Genomic DNA, 16,873 nt, shown 5'->3' with positions numbered 1-16,873 from the left:
AGAACGCCTGATGGAACCCATCGGCCTGGCGGTGGTCGGCGCCGGATACTGGGGCCCGAACCTCGTCCGGACGGCGCAGGCCACCCCGGCGCTGCGGCTGGAGTGGCTGTGCGACCTCGACGAGGACCGCGCCCGCGCCGTCCTCGGGCCCTACACCACGGTCCGCGCGACGGCGTCCTACCAGCGGGTCCTGGACGATCCGCGGGTCGGCGCCGTCGCGATCGCCACCCCGGCCGCGACGCACTTCGACCTCGTCCGGGCGGCGCTGGAGGCCGGCAAGCACGTGCTGGTCGAGAAGCCGCTGACGCCGAGCGCGCACGACGGCGCGAAGCTCGTCGACCTCGCGGAGCGGTCGGGGCTGGTGCTGATGTGCGACCACACGTACTGCTACACCCCGGCCGTCCGGAAGATCCGCGAGCTGGTCCGCGGCGGCGAGATCGGCGACGTCCAGTTCGTCGACTCGGTGCGCATCAACCTCGGGCTGGTGCAGCCGGACGTGGACGTCCTGTGGGACCTCGCGCCGCACGACCTGTCGATCCTCGACCACGTCCTGCCGGACGGGGTGCGGATGGAGGCCGTCGCCGCGCGCGGCAGCGACCCCATCGACGCGGGGCGGCTGTGCGTGGCGCACCTGTCGGTGCGGCTGTCCACCGGCGTGATGGCGCACGTCCACGTCAACTGGCTCAGCCCCACGAAGATCCGCACGACGGTGATCGGCGGGTCCCGGCGGACGATCGTCTGGGACGACCTCAACCCCGTCCAGCGGCTGGCCGTGTACGACCGCGGCGTGGACCTGGCCCCGGCGGGCTCCCTCGGCCCGGACGAGCGGCGCGACGCCCTGATCTCCTACCGGGTCGGCGACATCCTCGTCCCGGCGCTGCCGGAGCGGGAGGCGCTGCGCGAGGTGATGGCGGAGCTCGCCGCCGCGATCGCCGAGGGCCGTCCCGCGCGCACGGACGGCCGCGCGGGCCTGCGGGTCGTCGCGCTGCTGGAGGCCGCCACCCGCAGCGCCGCGGAGGGCGGCGCGCTCGTTCCCGTCGACGCGCCCGTGCGCGCGACCACCACCGCTGGCAACGTCAAGGAGCACGCATGATCGAAGGATCCCGCTGCCTGGTCACCGGCGGCGCGGGGACCATCGGGTCCGCCGTCGTCGACCAGCTCGTGGACGCGGGCGCGGCCGAGGTCGTCGTCCTGGACAACTTCGTCCGGGGACGCCGCGCCAACCTCGCGGACGCGCCCGGGACCGTGCGGGTGGAGGAGGGCGACATCCGCGACCGCGACCTCGTCCGGACGCTGATGGACGGCGTGGACGTCGTGTTCCACCTGGCGGCCATCCGCATCACCCAGTGCGCGCAGGAGCCCAGGCTCGCCCTGGAGGTCCTCGTGGACGGGACGTACGAGGTGGTCGAGGCCGCCGCGGACGCCGGGGTCGGCAAGGTCGTGGCGTCGTCGTCGGCGTCGGTGTACGGGCTGGCGGACCGGTTCCCGACGCCCGAGGACCAGCACCCCTACGCCAACGACACCTTCTACGGCGCGGCGAAGGCGTTCAACGAGGGCATGCTGCGCAGCTTCCATGCCATGCGCGGCCTCGACTACGTCGCGCTGCGGTACTTCAACGTGTACGGGCCCCGGATGGACGTCCACGGTCTCTACACCGAGGTCCTGATCCGGTGGATGGAGCGGATCGCGGCGGGGGAGCCGCCGCTCATCCTCGGCGACGGCGAGCAGACGATGGACTTCGTCTTCACCGAGGACATCGCCCGCGCGAACCTCCTCGCCGCCGAGTCGGACGCGACCGACGCGGTGTTCAACATCGGCAGCGGCACCGAGACGAGCCTGAAGGAGCTGGCCGAGGCCCTGCTGCGGATCATGGACGCGGAGCACCTCGGGCTGGAGTTCGGCCCGGCCCGCGCCGTCAACGGGGTCTCCCGGCGGCTCGCCGACGTGTCCGCGGCGCAGCGCGTCCTCGGCTGGAAGGCGCAGGTCGACCTGGAGGAGGGGCTGCGGCGGCTGGTCGCCTGGTGGCGGGACGCCCGGCTGGAGCAGGCGTGATCGTCTACTTCGGGGGATCGGCGTACGAAGGGGTGACGGGCACCGACCGGCAGCTTGCCGACCGGCTGAGCGCGATGGTGCCCGTCCTGTACGTCGATCCTCCCGTGTCGGTCACGACGCCGCTGCTGCACCCGCACCTCGCCGACTCGGTGCGGGGCGCGGCGCTGCGGCGGCGGAGCCCGGCGCTGTGGCGGCTGTGCCCGCGGGTGCTGCCCGGCGCGTACCGGCCGGGCCTGCACCACACCACGAACGCGCTGGTCCGCCGGGCGGCGCGGCGCGCGGCCCGGCGGATGGCCGCCGAGCTCGACGAGCGGGTGTCCGCGGTGGTGGTCGCCGCCGGCGCGGACCTCCTCGACGCCGTCCCCGGCGCGCGGACCCTCTACTACGCCACCGACGACCTGGTCGCCGGGGCGGAGCTGCTCGGGCTGCCGCCGCGGCGGCTCGCCGCGGCGCGGGAGCGGATGCTCGCCCGCGCCGACGAGGTCGCCGTCGTGTCGCCGCTGCTCCGCGAGCTGTTCCGCGCGCACGGCCGCGACCCGGCGCTCGTCCCGAACGGGTGCGCGCCCGAGGCGTACGCGGGCATCGACACGGCGCCGTGGCCCGCGGACGTGCCCCGCTTCGACCGTCCCGCCGCCGGGTTCGCGGGGCACATCAACGCCCGCATCGACCTCGGGCTGCTGGAGGCGGTCGCCGCCGCCGGGCACCCGCTGGTGCTCGTCGGCCCGCACGACCCCGGCTACCAGCCCGCCCGGTTCCGCGCGCTGACCGCGCTGCCCGACGTCCACTGGACGGGCCGCAAGGGGTTCGGGGAGATGCCGTCCTACCTGAGCACGATCCAGGTCGGGCTGACCCCGTACCGCACCGACGCCTTCAACCGGGCGAGCTTCCCGATCAAGACGCTGGACTACCTGGCCGCCGGCCGCGCCGTCGTCTCGACGGACCTGCCCGCGACCGAATGGCTGCGCGGCTTCTCCGGCGGCGCGGACCTCGTCCGCTCCGAGGCCACCGTGGACGGGTTCGTCCGCGCGGTCGAGGCGGAGCTCGCCGTGGAGCGGACCCCGAAGCTGACCGCCCGGCGGCGGGAGTTCGCCGCCCGGCACGACTGGGGGCAGCGCGCCCGCGCGCTCGCCCGGCTGCTGGACATCGACCCCGTCCCCGCACGGCAGGAGGAACCCGCATCGTGATCCCGGTCATCAGGCCCGTGCTGGGCGAGGAGGAGGCCGAGGCGGTCGCCGCGGTCATCCGGTCGGGATGGGTGGCCCAGGGGCCGCGCGTCGCCGAGTTCGAGACCGCCTTCGCCGGACGGGCCGGAGCCGCGCACGCGGTCGCGACCTCGTCCTGCACGACGGCGCTGCACCTGGCGCTGCTGCTCGCCGGGGTCGGCCCGGGCGACGAGGTGGTCGTGCCGTCGCTGTCGTTCATCGCCACGGCGAACGCCGTCCGGTACACGGGCGGCACGGTCGTCTTCGCGGACGTCGACCTCGCCACCGGCAACCTGACCCCCAAGGACGTGGAGGCCGTCCTCACCCCGCGGACCCGCGCGGTCGTCCTCGTGGACCAGGGCGGCATCCCCGCGGACCTCGACGCGATGCGGGCACTGTGCGACCCGCGCGGCATCACCGTGGTCGAGGACGCCGCGTGCGCGGCCGGGTCGGAGTACCAGGGACGGCCCGTCGGGGCGGGCGCGGAGCTGACCGCCTGGTCGTTCCACCCCCGCAAGCTGATCACCACCGGCGAGGGCGGCATGCTGACGCTCCGGGACGAGGCGGCGGCCCGGCGCGCGCGGCGGCTCCGCGAGCACGGGATGAGCGTGAGCGCCGCCGACCGGCACGGCAGCGCGAAGGTCGTCCTGGAGGAGTACGAGGAGACCGGCTTCAACTACCGCATGACCGACATGCAGGCCGCGGTGGGACTGGTGCAGCTCGGTCGGCTCGACGCGATCGTGGCGCGGCGGCGGGAGCTCGCCGAGCGCTACCGGCGGCTGCTCGCGGACGTGCCCGGCCTCGCCTGCGCGGGCGACCCGCCCCACGGCCGGACCAACTACCAGTCGTTCTGGGTGCTGCTCCCCGACGACCACCCCATCGGCCGCGACGACCTCCTCCAGCGGATGCTGGACGCGGGGATCTCCGCCCGGCGCGGCATCATGGCCGCGCACCGGGAGCCCGCCTACGCGGACGTCCCGGCGGACCTGCCGGTCACCGACCGGTTCACCGCCCGGTCGCTGATCCTGCCGCTGTTCCACGCGATGACGGCCGCCGAGCAGGACCGGGTCGCCGAGGCGGTGGCGGCGCGCGCATGAGGATCCTCGTCTACCCGCACGCGATGGAGATCGGCGGCAGCCAGCTCAACGCGATCGAGCTGGCCGCCGCCGTCCGCGACCTCGGCCACGAGGTCGTCGTCGCGGGCGAGCCCGGCCCGCTGGTGGACCGGGTCCGCGACGCCGGGATCGAGCACGTCCCGCTCGACCCGGGCCGCCGCCGCCCGTCCCCGGCGACCGTCCGGACGCTGCGCGGGCTCGTCGCCGAGCGCGGCATCGACGTCGTCCACGGCTACGAGTGGCCGCCGGGCGTCGAGGCGTTCTACACGGCGCGGGGCCGCCCGGGCGTCGCGGCCGTGTGCACGGTGATGTCGATGGCCGTCGCGCCGTTCCTGCCGCCGTCGCTGCCGCTCGTCGTCGGCACCCGGCAGATCCGGCGGGACGTCCTGGACCGGCGGGGCCGCCGCACCGGCGCCGTCCACCTCATCGAGCCGCCGGTGGACGTGCGGGCCAACGCGCCCGGGCACCCGACCGCCGCGTTCCGCGCCCGCTTCGGCCTGGACCCCGGCCCGCTGGACGTCGTGGTCGTCTGCCGGCTCGTCGCCGAACTCAAGCTGGAGGGCGTGCTCACGGCGATCGACGTGGTCGGGCGGCTCGCGGACGAGCTGCCGCTGCGGTTGATCATCGTCGGGGACGGGCCGTGCCGCGGCCAGGTCGAGGCGCGCGCCGCCGAGGCCAACGCCCGCGCGGGACGCCTCGCCGTCGTGCTCACCGGCCCGCTCGACGACCCCCGCCCCGCCTACGCGGCCGCGTCCATCGCGCTCGGCATGGGCGGCTCGGCCCTGCGCGCCCTCGCGTTCGCCCGCCCGCTGATCGTCCAGGGGGAGCGGGGCTTCTTCGAGCTCCTCGACCCGGACACGAGCGCGACGTTCCTCGAACAGGGCTGGTACGGCGTCGGCGGGCGCGGCGGTGACCGGCTCGCGGAGATCCTCCGCGCCCTCGCCGACGACGTGCGGCGCAAGGAGCTCGGCGACTACGGGCGGCGGCTCGTCACCGGGCGGTTTGGCCTGGAGCGCGCCGCGACCGTGCAGGAGCGCATCTACCAGGACGCGCTCGCGGCCCGCGCGGCGACCGACCCGATCGGCCGGGCCCTCGCCCGCCGCTGGGACGCGGCGTCCACCGCCGCCCGCGTCGTCGCCTACAAGACCGCCCGCAAGGCCCGCAAACTCCGCGGAACGGCCCCCCGCGACGACTTCAACGCCGTAGCCGCCAAGGCCGCGCGCGATGAGCCCGCGTCCGGCAAGGCCGCGTCCGGCAAGACCGCGCCCGACAGGGCCGCGCCCGGCAAGCCCGCGTCCGGCGAGGCCGTGCCGGGCGAGGCCGCACGCGGCGAGCCTGGTGGGGAGGGGCGGTGACGCGGCTGACCGTCGGTGACGACGACTCTCTGTTCGGGAAGGCGTCCCGGGCGCTCGGCTGGAGCCTCGTCAACACCGCGGTCGGGCGGCTCGGCACGCTCGCGATCGGGATCGCGCTGGCCCGGCTGCTCGGCCCCGCCGAGTTCGGCGTGTTCGCCGTCGCGATGGTCGCGCTGCTCGCCGTGCTCAGCTTCCACGAGCTGGGCGTCAGCCTCGCGATCGTCCGCTGGCCGGGCGACCCCGAGGAGATCGCGCCGACCGTCGCGACGATCTCGGTCGCGTCCAGCCTCGCCATCTACGCGGGCTGCTACCTCGGCGCGCCGGCGTTCGCGTCGTCGATGGGCGCGCCCGGCGCGTCCGGCGTGATCCGGCTGCTCACGCTCAGCGTCGTCGTCAGCGGGTTCGTCGCGGTGCCCGCCGCGCTGCTCCAGCGCGGCTTCCGGCAGGACCGCAAGATGCTCGCCGACCAGGTCAACAACTGGGGCGGCGCGCTCGTGTCCATCGCGCTCGCCGCGACCGGGACGGGCGCGATGAGCCTCGCGGTCGGACGGCTCGCGGGATCGGCGGCGTCCGCCGTCCTGCTGGTCCGCGCGGCGCCCGGGTCGATGCGGTTCGGGTTCGACCCCGGCCGGGCGCGGGCGCTGCTGCGCTTCGGGGTCCCGCTCGCCGGGTCCAGCATCGTCGTGTTCGCCGTGAACACCGTCGACCAGGTCGTCGTCGGCCACGTGCTCGGCGCCACCGCGCTCGGCTTCTACGTCCTCGCGTTCAACCTGTCGCAGTGGCCGGTCACGATGTTCTCGCAACCGGTCCGGAGCGTCGCGCCCGCCGCGTTCGCGCGGCTCCAGCACGACCCGCCCGCGCTGCGCGGCGCGTTCCTGTCCACGGCGGGCCTGCTCGCCGGGCTGACGCTGCCCGTCTGCCTGCTGCTGTCGGGCGCCGCCGAACCGCTGATCCGGCTCGTCTACGGCGACCGGTGGGGGCCCGCCGCGGACGCGCTGCTGTGGCTCGCGATCCTCGGCGGCCTCCGGATCATGTTCGAGCTGATGTACGACTACTTCGTCGTGCTCGCCCGCTCCCGCGCCGTGTTCACCGTGCAGCTCATCTGGCTGGTCGTCCTCGTCCCGGCGCTCGTCGCCGGGGCGCACGCGAAGGGCGTCTCCGGGGTGGGCGCGGCGCACGTCGCGGTCGCCGCGCTCGTCGTCCTGCCGATGTACCTGTGGGAGCTGCACCGCGCCGGAGTCGGGACGCGCGCCGTCCTCGCCCGGATCGGGCCGCCCGCCGCGATCGCCGCGGGGGTCGGGCTCGCCGCCGTCGCCGCGCACGCCGCCATCCCCCTGGACGTGATCGCGCTCGCCGTCGCCGGGACGGTCGCGCTCGCGGCGATCGGCCTGCTGCTGCGCCGGACGCGCGGCGCCCTGTCCGGCCTGCGGAGCCTGGAGGGCGCCGATGCCTGACCTGGTGATCTTCGGTGCGGGCGGGCTGGGCCGCGAGACCGCGCAGACCGTGACCGCGCTGCCCGGATGGCGGCTGCTGGGCTTCGCCGAGGACGACCCCCGGCGCGGGCACGAGGTGGACGGCGTGCCCATCCTCGGCGGCCGCGCGGACGTCGCGGCGCTGCCCGGCGTCCAGGTCGCCGTCTGCACCGGCAGCCCCCGCGACTACGGCAGCCGCGAGCGGATCGTCCGCGCGCTCGGCCTCGCGCCGGACCGGTACGCGACGATCGTCCACCCCACCGCGTGGGTGTCGCCGTCCTCGCGGATCGGCCCCGGCTCGGTCGTGCTCGCCCAGACCGTGCTCACCGCGTCGGCCCTGGTCGGCGCGCACGTCGCGGTCATGCCGCACGTCACCGTCACCCACGACGACGTGATCGAGGACTACGCCACCATCGCCTCCGGCGTCCGGCTCGGCGGCGGGGTCCGGGTGCGCGCCGGAGCCTACGTCGGCGCCGGGGCGCTCGTCCGCGAGGGCGTCGAGATCGGCGCGGGCGCCCTGGTCGGCATGGGCGCCGTCGTCCTGCGGGACGTCCCGCCCGGCGAGGTCTGGGCCGGCGCGCCCGCCCGCCGCCTGCGTCCCGCCCCGCAGAGGAAGGAAGCGTGATGACCGACAGCACGGCGAACGGCGGACACCCGACCGGCGGAGGTACGACCGGCGGAGGTACGACCGGCGCGGACGCGTGCGGCGAGGTGCCCTTCGTCGACCTGGCCGCCGCGCACGCCGAGGTGGAGCGGCAGGTCCGCGCGGGCTTCGACCGCGTCCTCGCCGCCACGGCGTTCGTGAACGGCGAGGAGGTCGGCGCGTTCGAGCGCGACTACGCGCACTTCACGGGCGCCGCCCACTGCGTCGGCGTCGCCAACGGCACCGACGCGCTGGAGCTGGCCCTGCGCGCGCTCGGCGTCGGGCCAGGCGCGGAGGTCGTCCTGCCCGCCAACACGTTCATCGCCACCGCCGAGGCCGTCGTCCGCGCGGGCGCCCGCCCGGTCCTGGTGGACGTCGATCCCGCGACCCTGCTGATCGACCCGGCGCTCGCCGCCGCGGCGACCGGCCCGTCCACCGGCGCGATCATTCCCGTGCACCTGTACGGCAGGCTCGCCGATGTCCGCCCGCTGCTGGAGCTCGGGCCGCCGGTGCTGGAGGACGCGGCGCAGTCGCAGGGCGCCGTCCCCGCGGCGGCCACGGACGCGGCCACGGGCGGGGCGTCCGGCGCCATCGCCGCCACCAGCTTCTACCCCGGTAAGAACCTCGGTGCCTACGGCGACGCGGGCGCGATCACCACCGGTTCGGCGGAGCTGGCCCGCGCGGTCCGGCTGCTCCGCGACCACGGCAGCGACCGCAAGTACCACCACGAGGTCGTGGGGATGAACTCGCGGCTGGACACCCTCCAGGCCGTCGTCCTGCGGGCCAAGCTGCGGCGCCTGGCCGGATGGAACGCGTCCCGCCGCGCCGCCGCCGCCCGCTACGCCGAGCTGCTGGACGGCGTCCCCGGCGTCGTCCTGCCGCCGCCCGCCGGGGAGGACCACGTCTGGCACCTGTACGTGGTCCGCGTCCCCGACCGGGACGAGGTCGCCCGGCGGCTCGGCGAGCTCGGCGTGCGGACCGGCGTCCACTACCCGGTCCCGGTGCACCTCCAGCCGGCGTTCCGGCGGCTCGGGCACGGCCCCGGCGACTTCCCGGTGACCGAGGCGGCCGCCGCGGAGATCCTGTCGCTGCCGATGTTCCCGCAGATCACCGACGAGCAGCAGCGGCGGGTCGCCGACGGCCTCCGCAAGATCCTCGACTGAAGGACCATCCGAAGGAGGCCGGCATGGCCGGTTCGGCAAGACGCCCGGGGACGCGTGCGCTCGCGCTCGTCTCGGCGCTCGTTCTCGCGGCGGCGGGCCTCGCCGGCTGCTCGGGCGGCGGGGACGGGAAGCACGCCGCGAGCACCGCCACGGTCCGGCCGCCGGTGTCCCCGCTGACGGCGCCGACGCGGTCGGCGGTGCCGGCTCCGCCGCTGAAGCTGCGGACGCCGAACGACCCGGCGGGCGGTGAGGGCGCCCGGATCACCTGGCCGACGCTGAAGTCCGTGGGCGTCCCGGCCGGGACGAGGCTCAAGGACAGCGGGCCGATCACGATCCGCAAGCGCGGCACGGTCATCGACGGGCTGCGCGTCCGCACCGAGATCAACGTGGACGCCAGCGACGTCACGATCCGCAACACCCACCTGATCGCGGAGGGGGAGTGGGGGATCATCCAGCGGCGCGGCGCGTCCAACCTGCGCGTCGAGAACGTCGAGATCAACGGGGACGGCAGGCGCAAGGCGCAGTTCGGCATCCTCAACCAGGGCGGGATGATCACGGTCCGCAAGGTCCACGTCCACACCGTCAGCGACGGCATCGGCACCGACCACGGGCTCATCGAGGACTCGATCGTCCGGAACCTCAAGGAGTTCCCCGGTGACCACGTCGCCTGCATCGCCTCCAACTCCGGGCCCGCGCCCGGCCTGAAGCTCGTGATCCGGCACAACGTCGCGCTGAACCCGCTGTCGCAGACGTCCGCGATCTCGATCTACCAGGACTTCGGCCGCGCCTACGACGTGACGCTCGACGGGAACCTGCTCGCGGGCGGCGGCTACGCCCTCTACGGCGGCAAGGGGAGGTTCGGGACGTCGTCGAACATCCGGATCGTCCGGAACGTCTTCAGCCGCAGGATCTACAAGAACGGCGGCTTCTTCGGCCCCGTGACGTCGTTCGAGCCGAACGGCAAGGGCAACGTGTGGAGCGGCAACATCTGGGAGGACACGGGCCGCCCCGTCCAGCCCTAGGGTTCCCGTGACCGCTCCGGGCGGGTGAGGCGCCACAGCGCGCCGCAGCAGCCGAGCAGCAGGAACGCGAGGTTGGACACCATCGGGAAGCTGAACGCGTCGAAGGTGAAGAAGGAGAACAGCGCCACCGCCATCGACGCCGCGAAGCACTGCGCGAGGTGCGCGGTCACCGCGTCCCGGCGGGCGAGGGCCGCGCGCCGCGCCGAGCGCGCCAGGAACCACCCCGACAGCAGGACGGTCAGCAGCGCCGCCACCCCGACGACGCCGGTCTCCACCGCCGACAGCAGGTACTGGTTGTCGAGGATCCGGTACGTCTGCGGCAGGTAGGTGCCGAACCCCTGGCCGAGCCAGGGCCGGTGCACGAACGTGTCGCCGAGGACGACGTAGTCGTTCGTGCGGGTCACGGTGCTGGAGTCGGAGCCGATGTCGGAGACGAGGCTCGTCAGCGTCCCGATCAGGCCGGGCACCAGGGCGCGCAGCCCCACCATGAACACGCCGAGCATGACGACCGCGGTGAACCGCCACATCGCCGGCCAGATCGGCAGGATCACCACGCAGCAGACCGCCAGCCCGAGGATCGCCGACCGGGACACGGTCATCGGCAGCACGACCAGGATCAGGCACACCAGCAGCCAGCGCCGGCCGCGCCGCCCCTCCCCGGCGTGCACCGCGCCGTGCAGCGCGAGCGGCAGCAGCATCGCCAGCACCACGCCGAACTCGATCGGATGGGTGGCGGTCGCCATCGGCCGGTTGAACTCGTCGCGCTGGAGCAGCGAGGTGTAGGACGTGCTGGTCGTCAGGCCCGGGAAGGCCAGCCGTCCCGCCAGGTCCAGGCCGGTGAAGAACTGGAGGCAGCCGAGCGCCGCGATGAACCCGCCGCCCGCGACGAGGCGGCGGCGGACCGCCTCCAGCCGGTCCAGCCGGGGGATCCCGTCGGCGGCGAGCAGCGCGATCCCCGCCCAGCCCGCGGTGAGGATCAGGCCGCGGTCGGCGGCGTTGGCCTCCAGCGCCGGCAGGTACCGCAGGTTGGCCGCCGCGTAGGAGGCCAGCATCGCGCAGCAGAACACGACCACGACCGTGCGGACGGGCTGGACGCCGCGGATCGGCGACGTGCGCGCCGCGATCATCGAGCTGAGGTACCAGAACAGGCACAGCACCGCCATGATCCCGGCGGGCGTGCCCGCGGCGCCGAGGGGCCCCACGATGAACCGCGCGGGCACCACGGTCAGCATGACGACGAAGACGCTGAGGACGGTGACCGCGTCGACCTGGCCGAGCACGGGCCGCCCGGCCGCCGCGCGCCGGCCGTCCGGTGCGGCGATCAGGTCCGCCGGCGTGGTCGGGACCATCGGCGGCTACGCCTCCGGCTCGGACATCTCGGGCTCGCCCGGCGCGTCCGGCGGGCGCGGAGCGGTCCCGTTGGACGCGGGCGGCGTGTAGTCGAGGAGCCCGTAGGTCTCGGGCGTGTCCGACGCCTTCGCCTTCCCCTTCCCCTTCGCCTTCTTCTCGGCCTTGCCGCGGCCGGCCGGGGTGTCGGGCATCGTCACCAGCGGTGAGCCCGGGCGGCCGGACGATCCGGGCCCCCGCGCGTCCGCGCCCCACGACCCGTCCGCGCCCCACGGCCCGGGGGCGCGCACGGGTTCATCGCGGGGCTTCCGCGCGGCTTCGTCGGAGACCTCCGGCGCGGGCTCCGGCGCGGGCTCCGGCGCCGGGTCGGGGCCGGGGGCGGGGTCCCGCGGGTGCGGGAGGTCACCGCCCGCCCGCCCGCGGCGGCGCCGCTCGGACACCACCTCGGCGGACAGTGGGACGGCGACCGCCACCACGATGCCGAGGAACAGCACCATCACCACCGTGCGGATCTTGTCGGTGGTCACCCGCGCGGCCTTCGGGCTCGCGCTGATGACGTTCAGCTTGATCTGCGCCCGCGGCGACACGCTCTCCTGCGCCTGGAGCCGCGCGAGGCGCTCGGGGACGGTGGCGAGCAGCGCGTCGAGCGTCGCCTTCGTGACGCGCGCGTCGGTGCCGCTGACGCTGATGGCCAGAACCGGCCCGGTCGAGTCGGGCGCCACGCCCACCACGTACGTCGCCGTGAGCCCCCGGGCGCGGAGGGCGGCGGCGGTCCGCTCGTCCATCATGTCGCGGCCGAGCACCTCCGCGGTGATCGTGAGGGAGCTGTCGAAGACGAGCCACGGGTTGCCGCCCGCCTGCTTCGCCTGGACGGGCGAGGCGAGCAGCACGCCCGTCGCGCTCGCCTCGTACTTCCAGGGCGTGACCACGGCGATCGCGCCGGCTCCCGCCAGCGCGGCGAGGAGGAGCGGCACCGTCAGCCACCACCTCCGCAGCAGGGTCCCCACCCAGTCGAGCAGATCCACCGGTCCCCCTCACGACCCCTGTCGACCCGCGCCCGCCGGCGCCGTCATGCTGGCCACACCCGGCGAGCGCGCCCTGTCCGCGTCCCTCTCATGCCACGATGACACGCACCTGCGGAGTGGAGTAGCTCGTGGCGTTCCGAGATTTCATGGTCGCGCTCCGGCGCAACATCTGGGTCACCGTCACCGCCGCCGCCGTCACGCTTCTCGTGGTAGTGGGCATCCGGACGGCCCCGCCGACCTACGCGGCCCGGTCGGTCGTGACCTTCCTGTCGCCGCGGACGGAGTACCCCCGCAACACGTTCGCGAGCTTCACACCCGCGCTCGTGACGATGGCGGAGGTCTCCGCCGACTGGCTCGGCTCCGCGGCCGGACGGGACGCCGTCCGGAAGGCGGGCGGCGACCCGGGCTTCGAGGTCGTCCTCGCCAACCGCGGCAACCAGGAGCAGCCGATTCACGACCAGCCGTACCTCACGCTCAGCGTGACGGCGGGCGACCCCGGCACGGCCCGCAGGTCGCTGCTCGCCGTGCTCGGCGTCCTCCGCGAGCGGCTCCAGCGCACCCAGGCCGAGCAGGGCGCGCTCCCCGGCTCGTACATCACGTGGCAGATCGACGCGGGCAGCGACCGGGCGGTGCCGGTCGTCGGCCGTCCCGCGCGCGCGTTCCTCGCCGTCCTGCTGATCGGCGGGATCGGCGCGGCGTACGCCGCGGTCACCGTCGATCGCCGCCGGCGGCGGAGCGGCGGGGCCGCGACCGCGCGCGCCTGAGCGCCCGCGTCCACTCGCGCGCCACGAGCACCACGAACGCGAAGTTCGTCGTGAAGTAGCGGGGCCCGAGGCGCAGCGGCTCCTGGACGACCCGGTACAGCCACTCCACGCCGTGCCGCTGCCACCACTCGGGCGCGCGGCGGACCTCCCCGGCGAGGACGTCGAACGTGCCGCCGACGCCGTGCGCGACCTGCACGCCCGTCCGCGCGGACCACTCCTCGACGAACAGCTCCTTCATCGGCGATGAGACGCCCACGAACAGCAGGTCCGCCCCCGTCTCGCGGACGGCGTCCGCCACCGCGGGCGCCTCGGCGGAGGAGAAGTACCCGTGCCGGGACCCCGCGACCTCCAGGCGCGGGAAGCGGCGGCGGACCTCCGCGACCGTCCGGTCGAGCACGTCCTGCCTCGCGCCGAGGAAGTACACGCGGTCGCCGCGCCGCTCGGCCTCGGGCAGCAGCGCCAGCATCAGGTCGATGCCCGCGACCCGCTCCGGCAGCGGCGCGCCCAGCAGCCGGGACGCCCACACCACCGACTGCCCGTCCGCGAGGACGAGGTCGCAGCCGAGCACCGCCCGGCGCAGCCGCGGATCCCTCCGCAGCCGGACGATCTTCGCGGCGTTCAGCACGCCGATCGTCATCGGCGACCGCTCCTCGACGGCCTTGACGCAGCGGGCCACCGTCTCGTCGATCGTCAGGGGGTCGAGGTGGACGCCGAGGAGATGCCGCCGGTCCGGCTCGTAACGCTTCAGCATGGAATCGCTCACTCCCGTGGAGAGGGCACGAGCCAGGTGTGCAGCAGCCACCCGAGCTCGTAGGGACGGCACTCCCGGTCGATCGCGACCGGGGGGAACCTTCGGTCAAGGGAGCCGAGTCGCCAGCCGGGACGCAGCCCCGTCGTGGCCGCGCGCACCCCCCGTACTGCCTTGCGCGGGTCGCTCCTCGCGACCTTGCGCCAGGTCGTCACCGGTTCACCGGGTGCCCGTCCGGGCAGCAGGGAGCGCCCGGTCTCGGGCGGCGCCGCCAGCCAGCGCACGCCTCTCGCGATCGCGTCGAGATGGTCCGGGCCGCCCGCGTCCGCGAGGTCGAGCAGCGCCATCGGCGCCATCGCGTGCTGGTGGACGCTGTACACGGGGTAGCCCTCGACCACGCCCCCGGTGCGGGCGTCGTAGTGCCACCACCACTGGCCCGCGGCGCCCTGCGCCGCGCAGATCCGCTCCGCCACCGCGGCGGCCGCCGCGACCTCCCGGTCCCCGCCGAGCCGGGCGAGCGCCTGGACGGGGTACACCTGGTCGGCGAAGCAGCCCACGTGCGCGCGGTAGCGCGGGACGAGCCCGGTGCCGCCCACCTCGTGGGAGTACAGCCCGCCGCGCCGCAGGCCGTCCAGGAGGCGGCGCCCGGCGCGTCCGAGGTGCCGCTCCGCCGCGGGCGGGCCGCCGGCGTCGCGGACCGCGGCGAGCGCCGACACCGTCCAGGCGGCGTCCACCGTGTACACGGCCCGGCCGTCCGCCGGATCGGCCTCGGCGAGGCGGTCGAGCGCGAGCTCCAGCCGGGAGTGGCCGGTCTCCGCCGCCGCCCAGCAGACGAGCGCCACGTCGCCGAGCGAGGTCACGGCCGCCGGGCCGGTGTCCTCCAGCCGCCCGGTCAGCGCGGTGACGAGCTCGCCGACGGTCGCGCCGCCGAGCGCCTCCTTCCGCCGGTCCGCGGGCAGGTGCCGCACGCCGAGCGCGACGATCGCCGCGTAGCGCAGGCTCGTCCCGGCGGCGACCGGCGGGTCGCCGCGCAGCGTGAACACGAAGCCGTCGCGGTGCGCCGGGAGCCGCATCGCCGGCAGCCCCCGGACGGCGCGCCCGATCAGCTCGTCGACCAGCCGGCGGGCGGCGGCGTCGTGCGCGCCGAGCCGCCCCAACCGGCCCCCGCCCGCCCCCGGCGCCCGCCCGGCACCGCCCACGCGGCCCCGCTCCGCACCGGTCCCGGCGTCCGCGTCGGCGCTCATCGGGTCTTCACCGCGATCAGCGACTTCGTCAGCCCGGCGACCCGCTCGGCGCGGATCTCCGAGTGCGGGAAGTAGGCGCGCATCTCGGTGCGGCTCAGCAGCTCCACGTCCAGGACGGTCCGCAGCGCCTCCGCGCGGTCCGCGGGCGGCGTGTGGACGAGCGGCCAGTGCCGCGCGACCGTCACCCGCGCCGCCGCGGGCAGGAACTGCATCCCCGGGCAGACCCAGTGCGGCTCGACCGGGAAGTACCGGTACGGCGTCTGCACCCAGTGCCGCTCGGCGAGCCGGTGCACGGCGTCGGCGAACCGGTGCCGGCGCGCGTGCCCGCCGACGTGCTCGATCACCGAGTTCGACACCACGAGGTCGTAGCCGCCGGCGAGGATCTCCGGCGGCAGCTCGCAGGCGTCGGCGTGGTCGGAGCGCAGCCAGTCCGGCAGATCGTCCGGCGGCTTCTCCAGGTTGACGATGTGCACCGCCGCGGGGCGCACCGGCGCGCGCCGCCACGCCCGCGCGGTGCCGCCGAGATCGATGACCGACATCCGGTCGAGATCGGGAAATGTCGCGAGCAGCCAGTCCCACCGGCGCGCCCGATAGCGCGCGCCGACAGAACCCGGCGCATCGACGAAACGGTTCCGGAATGCGTGAAGCCGACTCAATCGTTCACCCCGTCCAATGTCCGGCTCATTATTGGTACGGGGCGGACGCAAAAAGCCAGGGATCCGCGTGGCCGCCTTTGGACAGGCGCCGCCGGTAAACGTCAGGGGGCCCTGTAGAGACGCCGGGTCAAGTGCAGGGAGATCCGGATCGCGACCTGGGGAGGTCTGCGGGGGATGGCGTCGCGTTCCGGGACAACTGCCGCAAAGGTCAGCAATACGGCCATTCGATCATCGGATTGCGGCCGGGGAGAATGCGTTTTCCAGCAGCCGCCGGGGAGTTCCGGAGCCGTCGGCGGGCACGGCCCAGACGTCCGTAGTAGATCCGCGGACCCGCCCGTACGCGACCGTGCGGTCGTCGATCCAGACGGCCTGGTCGTCCACCGAGGCGGGCTCCGCCAGCGGCGTCTCGCGCATCGTCCGCAGGTCGAGGACGTGCAGACGCCACGGGCTTACCGGGTTCCCGGTCGCCTTCTTGAACGCCAGCCGCCGCCCGTCGGGGGCCAGGGACGGGCACTCCACGTTGCTACGGAGCGTGCGCATCGTCCGGTCGCTGACGCGCCCCTCGACCAGGTAGGTCGTCCCCTTCGTCCGCGCGGTCGCGTAGAAACGGTCGTCGTCGCGGGTGAACGTGACGCCCCAGTAGTTGAGGTCGGCGGCCCAGTTCCGCCGGCCGTCCTGGACGAGCTTGAACTTCTCCAGGTCTGGCCACAGTCGGCCGGTGGTCCGGTCGAAGACACCGGTGCGCGTGGAAAGGTCCCTGCTTTTGTAGCTGTGACCTGCCACGAACGTGGTCCACGACACCATGCGTCCGCTCGTCGACACCTGCGCCCGGCTCGGCGAGCCCTCGACCGGGAACAGGTGCGTGCGCTTCATCGCGTCGTCCAGCAGCTCGACGTAGGTCTGCGCCACGGCCTTCCGCTCGACGGTCAGGCAGACGCCCGTCCCGGCCGCCGCGTGCACGCGCACGCAGGACAGGCCGGTGACCGTGCGCGCCCGCGGGGACGTGACCGCGAGCGCGCCGGGCGGCCCGGCGAGCCCGACGGCGGCGAGCCTGCCCGCGTCCGG

General features: G+C 75.1%; 16 protein-coding genes. 10 read left to right on the top strand and 6 right to left on the bottom strand.

The features are described 5' to 3' along the window. Positions 1-10 precede the first annotated feature (10 nt). The 9 genes from E1300_RS25875 to E1300_RS25835 are packed head-to-tail and all read left to right on the top strand — an operon-like array spanning position 11 to position 10,024. Positions 11-1,093, top strand: coding sequence for a Gfo/Idh/MocA family protein (locus E1300_RS25875; protein ID WP_131759667.1), 1,083 nt, complete (start codon positions 11-13; stop codon positions 1,091-1,093). After that, the gene (locus E1300_RS25870) at positions 1,090-2,052 is read left to right on the top strand and encodes an NAD-dependent epimerase/dehydratase family protein (protein WP_131759666.1); all 963 of its coding nucleotides are present in this window, start codon (positions 1,090-1,092) and stop codon (positions 2,050-2,052) included. The genes E1300_RS25875 and E1300_RS25870 overlap by 4 nt, the downstream gene beginning before the upstream one ends. Then, the gene (locus E1300_RS53515; RefSeq protein WP_131759665.1) at positions 2,049-3,236 is read left to right on the top strand and encodes a glycosyltransferase; all 1,188 of its coding nucleotides are present in this window, start codon (positions 2,049-2,051) and stop codon (positions 3,234-3,236) included. Before E1300_RS25870 ends, E1300_RS53515 begins: the two co-directional genes overlap by 4 nt. After that, entirely contained in the window at positions 3,233-4,351 is a 1,119-nt protein-coding gene (locus E1300_RS25860) for a DegT/DnrJ/EryC1/StrS family aminotransferase (protein WP_207399955.1), read from the top strand. The genes E1300_RS53515 and E1300_RS25860 overlap by 4 nt, the downstream gene beginning before the upstream one ends. Beyond that, the gene (locus tag E1300_RS25855; protein ID WP_131759663.1) at positions 4,348-5,724 is read left to right on the top strand and encodes a glycosyltransferase family 4 protein; all 1,377 of its coding nucleotides are present in this window, start codon (positions 4,348-4,350) and stop codon (positions 5,722-5,724) included. The genes E1300_RS25860 and E1300_RS25855 overlap by 4 nt, the downstream gene beginning before the upstream one ends. After that, on the top strand, positions 5,721-7,178 hold the full coding sequence (locus E1300_RS25850; protein WP_207399954.1) for a lipopolysaccharide biosynthesis protein: 1,458 nt from the start codon (positions 5,721-5,723) through the stop codon (positions 7,176-7,178). Before E1300_RS25855 ends, E1300_RS25850 begins: the two co-directional genes overlap by 4 nt. Beyond that, positions 7,171-7,821: an acetyltransferase gene (locus E1300_RS25845; RefSeq protein WP_131759662.1), complete on the top strand. Its 651-nt coding sequence runs from the start codon at positions 7,171-7,173 to the stop codon at positions 7,819-7,821. The genes E1300_RS25850 and E1300_RS25845 overlap by 8 nt, the downstream gene beginning before the upstream one ends. After that, positions 7,821-9,002 carry a DegT/DnrJ/EryC1/StrS family aminotransferase gene (locus E1300_RS25840; protein WP_131759661.1) on the top strand — a complete coding sequence of 394 codons (1,182 nt, stop codon included), beginning with the start codon at positions 7,821-7,823 and terminating at the stop codon, positions 9,000-9,002. Before E1300_RS25845 ends, E1300_RS25840 begins: the two co-directional genes overlap by 1 nt. A 23-nt stretch (positions 9,003-9,025) precedes the next feature. Next, the gene (locus tag E1300_RS25835) at positions 9,026-10,024 is read left to right on the top strand and encodes a right-handed parallel beta-helix repeat-containing protein (protein ID WP_131759660.1); all 999 of its coding nucleotides are present in this window, start codon (positions 9,026-9,028) and stop codon (positions 10,022-10,024) included. Here the strand turns inward: E1300_RS25835 and E1300_RS25830 are convergent. Then, on the bottom strand, positions 10,021-11,373 hold the full coding sequence (locus E1300_RS25830) for an O-antigen ligase family protein (protein ID WP_131759659.1): 1,353 nt from the start codon (positions 11,371-11,373) through the stop codon (positions 10,021-10,023). The two genes, E1300_RS25835 and E1300_RS25830, sit on opposite strands and share 4 nt — an antisense overlap. Before the next feature lie 6 nt (positions 11,374-11,379). Next, a complete protein-coding gene (locus E1300_RS25825; RefSeq protein WP_131759658.1) occupies positions 11,380-12,396 on the bottom strand; it encodes a YveK family protein in 1,017 nt (338 codons plus the stop codon). 128 nt (positions 12,397-12,524) lie between these two features. Between E1300_RS25825 and E1300_RS25820 the strand changes: the two genes are divergently transcribed. Then, positions 12,525-13,160 carry a hypothetical protein gene (locus E1300_RS25820; protein WP_131759657.1) on the top strand — a complete coding sequence of 212 codons (636 nt, stop codon included), beginning with the start codon at positions 12,525-12,527 and terminating at the stop codon, positions 13,158-13,160. Here the strand turns inward: E1300_RS25820 and E1300_RS25815 are convergent. From E1300_RS25815 to E1300_RS50325, 4 genes are all read right to left on the bottom strand, one after another. Then, positions 13,105-13,911, bottom strand: a complete 807-nt coding sequence (locus tag E1300_RS25815; RefSeq protein WP_131759656.1) for a WecB/TagA/CpsF family glycosyltransferase — start codon at positions 13,909-13,911, stop codon at positions 13,105-13,107. The genes E1300_RS25820 and E1300_RS25815 overlap by 56 nt on opposite strands. An 8-nt stretch (positions 13,912-13,919) precedes the next feature. Further along, the gene (locus E1300_RS50330; RefSeq protein ID WP_165502995.1) at positions 13,920-15,152 is read right to left on the bottom strand and encodes a hypothetical protein; all 1,233 of its coding nucleotides are present in this window, start codon (positions 15,150-15,152) and stop codon (positions 13,920-13,922) included. Further along, on the bottom strand, positions 15,149-15,691 hold the full coding sequence (locus tag E1300_RS25805; RefSeq protein ID WP_207399953.1) for a class I SAM-dependent methyltransferase: 543 nt from the start codon (positions 15,689-15,691) through the stop codon (positions 15,149-15,151). Before E1300_RS25805 ends, E1300_RS50330 begins: the two co-directional genes overlap by 4 nt. Before the next feature lie 345 nt (positions 15,692-16,036). Further along, on the bottom strand, positions 16,037-16,873 hold an 837-nt coding region (locus tag E1300_RS50325), incomplete at its 5' end, for a TolB family protein (RefSeq protein ID WP_165502994.1).

It is taken from the genome of Actinomadura fibrosa (genome assembly GCF_900659615.1).
GTDB classification, from domain to species: domain Bacteria; phylum Actinomycetota; class Actinomycetes; order Streptosporangiales; family Streptosporangiaceae; genus Spirillospora; species Spirillospora fibrosa.
The sequence above is the reverse complement of the archived record's forward strand: the minus strand, read 5'-3'. Positions and strand labels throughout refer to the sequence as shown.